Here is a 3,544-nt window from a genome sequence, read left to right as displayed (position 1 = left end):
GCGGTGTCGTTGGTGGAGCGGTTGCGGGTGGTGGGTTTGTCGGTGTCGGTGCGGGCGTTGTTCGAGTCTCCGACGCCGGCTGGGTTGGCGGCTTCGGCGACCGCGTCGGTGCGGGACAATGTGCCGCCGAATCTGATTCCCGCCGAGGCGCGGGAGATCACGCCGGAGATGTTGACTCTGGTCGAGTTGACCGGCGCGGAGATCGATCGGGTGGTGGCGTCGGTCGACGGCGGCGCGGCGAACATCGCCGACGTGTACCCGCTGGCACCGTTGCAGGAGGGTTTGCTCTTCCATCATTTGTTCGCTGATGGCGGCCGGGATGCGTATCTGACGACGCGTGTTCTGGAGTTTGATGCGCGGGAGCGTTTGGACGCTTTCGTGCAGGGTTTGCAGGCGATCGTGGATCGGCATGACATCTACCGCACGGGATTTGTGTGGGATGGGTTGCGTGAGCCGGTGCAGGTGGTGTGGCGTCGGGCGGTGTTCCCGGTGGTGGAGCATGTGTTGCCGGTGTCGGGGGTGCCGGTGGGGCCGGTGCCGGCGGGTGTGGTGGAGGATCTGGTCACGGCGGTGGGTAGCCAGTTCGATCTGGGTCGGGCGCCGTTGATGGATCTGCATGTGGCCGGGGTGGGTGACGGTCGGTGGTTGGCGGTGATGCGGATGCATCACATCGTGCAGGACCACGTTGGTATGGACACGATGCTGGACGAGTTGCGGTTGATCGCCGCGGGTCGGGCCGGTGAGCTGGCTCCGGCGTTGCCGTTCCGTAATTTCGTGGCGTTGGCGCGGGCGGTGCCGCGTGCCGAGCACGAGCGGTACTTCACTGATCTGCTCGGTGATGTGGACGAGCCGACGGCACCGTTCGGTCTGTTGGATGTACGGGGAGACGGCTCCCAGTCATCGATGGGGGCGGGGGCGGTGCCGGGCGAGACTACCGCGGCTTTGCGTGAGGCCGCGCGACGGTTGGGTGTGTCACCGGCGACGGTGCTGCATGTGGTGTGGGCGCGGGTGTTGGGTGTGTTGTCCGGTCGTGACGACGTGGTGTTCGGCACGGTGTTGTTCGGCCGGCTCAGTGGTGGCGAGGGCGCGGACCGGGTCCTCGGCCCGTTCATCAACACACTGCCGGTGCGGGTGCCGACCGGCCGGGTCGGGCTACGCGCGGCGATCGAGGCGATGCGGGGCCAGTTGGCGACACTGCTGGAGCATGAGCACGCTCCGTTGAGTCTGGCGCAGCAGGCCAGTGGTCTGCCCGGAGACGTTCCGTTGTTCACCTCGTTGTTCAACTACCGGCACGGCGCCGAGGACTCCCGCACGGCCGGCGGTGGCGGCAATTCCCTCGGTATCCGCAGTGTCCGGGCCCAGGAACGCAACAACTATCCGTTGACGGTGTCGATCAACGACCGTGATGGTGCGTTGGGGATCAGTGTCGAGGCGAGCAGTCCGATCCAGCCGGAGCTGGTGATCGGGCTGATGACAACGGCACTGGAACAGGTCGCGACCGCGTTGACGACGTCTCTGGACGGCGGGCCGGAAACGGACCTGGCCGCCATCGACGTACTCGACCGCGGTGAACACGACCGGCTGGTACACCAGTGGAACGACACCGCGGCCCCGACACCGGACGGCACGATCCTGGACCTGTTCACCACCCAGGTGGTGGCGCATCCGGATGTCGTCGCGGTGACCGCTGGTGAGGTGAGTCTGACCTACGCGCAGCTTGATGCGCGGTCGGATGAGTTGGCTGCTGGTCTGGTGGCTGGGGGTGTGGGGGTGGAGTCGGTGGTGGCTCTGCTGCTGCCCCGGGGTGTGGAGATCGTCACGGCGATGCTGGCGGTCTGGAAGGCCGGCGGTGCCTACGTGCCGGTCGATCCGGAGCTGCCGGCCGAGCGGATCGGGTACGTGGTCGCCGACAGCGGCGCCCGGCTCGTACTCGCCGCTGATGGTGTCGACGTCGCCGGTGTGCCGGTGCTACGGCTGACGGAACTGTCCGGCGACGGCGGCGGCACGTTCACCGCCGGATCAGTCTCGTCGGCGGGGTTGGCGTATGTGATCTACACGTCCGGGTCGACCGGCCGGCCGAAGGGTGTCGCGGTCACGCATGGTTCGTTGGTGAACCTGGTGTCGGTGTTCGGGCCGTTGTTGGGCGTGGACGCCGGGGTGGGGATGTTGCAGTTCGCGTCGTTCGGGTTCGACGCCTCGGTACTGGACGTGGGCGTGTCGTTGGCCGGTGGCGGCACCCTGGTGATCGCGGAAGACCGGGAACGGACCGAGCCGCGGTTGTTGGCCGAGCTGCCGGTCCAGGTGGCCAGCGTGGTGCCGTCGCTGTTGCAGGTGCTGGAACCGGCGGACCTGACGTCCGTGCGGACGATGATCGCCGGCGCCGAGGGCATGAGCGAAGCGGTCGCACGGGCCTGGGCACCGGGCCGGCGGCTGTGGCACGCCTACGGCCCTACCGAGTCAACGGTGATCACCGCGTTGGGTCTGGTGGACCCGGACCGGCCGGGCCCGGTACCGTTCGGCCGGCCGATCGCCAACACCTGCCTGTACGTGCTTGACAACGCCCTGACGCCCGCGCCGGTCGGAGTGACAGGTGAGCTGTACGTCGCCGGTGCCGGTGTGGCGCGCGGCTACGTGGGCCGGCCCGCGATGACCGGGGAACGGTTCGTGGCCTGCCCGTTCGGTTCCGGCCAGCGAATGTACCGCACCGGTGACCTGGCCAAATGGGCTACCGACGGGCAACTCGTCTTCGCCGGCCGGGCCGACGAGCAGGTGAAGATCCGCGGCTTCCGGATCGAACCCGGCGAGATCGAGACGGTGCTGACCCAGCACCCGGGAATCGCCCAGGCCGCCGTACTGGTCCGCCAGGACAGGCTGGTCGCCTACGTCGTGCCGGCCGGCGAGGAGGTTCCGGCCGAGCGGTTGAAGACGTTCCTGGCCGGTCAGTTGCCGGACTACATGGTCCCGGCCGCGTTCGTGACCCTGCCAAGCCTGCCGTTGACGGTCAACGGCAAACTCGACCGGCGGGCGCTACCGGCACCGGACTACACCACGGGTACCGGCCGGCTGGCAGCCACCGTGCAGGAAGAACTGCTCTGCACCGCGTTCGCCGACGTACTCGGCATCGACACCGTCGGCGTCGACGACAGCTTCTTCATGCTGGGCGGACACTCACTGCTCGCGGTGCGGCTCATCTCGCGGATCCGGGCCGGACTGGGCGTCGAGGTGTCGTTGCGGACACTGTTCGAAGCCCCCACACCGGCGGGACTGGCCTCCCGGCTGGCAGACGCGGCAACCGGTCGGCTGGCATTGCGGGCCGCCGAGCGTCCGCAACGCGTCCCACTGTCCTACGCACAACGCCGGCTGTGGTTCCTGGCCCAACTGGAGGGACCGAGCCCGACCTACAACCTGCCGGTCGTGACCCGACTGCCCGAAGACGTGAACACCACCGCCCTGGCCGAGGCGTTGCGGGACGTGATCGGCCGACACGAATCACTGCGGACAACGTTCGCGGTCGCCGACGGCGAGCCGTATCAGCGGATCCTGG

General features: G+C 68.3%; 1 protein-coding gene. It reads left to right on the top strand.

What is annotated here, in order from left to right:
* Positions 1–168 precede the first annotated feature (168 nt).
* The coding region (locus I0C86_RS39220; RefSeq protein ID WP_230395549.1) for a non-ribosomal peptide synthetase at positions 169–3,544 on the top strand (3,376 nt) is incomplete at its 3' end.

Origin of the sequence: Plantactinospora alkalitolerans (assembly GCF_015690345.1) — a bacterium.
Classification (GTDB): domain Bacteria; phylum Actinomycetota; class Actinomycetes; order Mycobacteriales; family Micromonosporaceae; genus Plantactinospora; species Plantactinospora alkalitolerans.
This window is presented reverse-complemented; position numbering and strand designations above follow the sequence as displayed.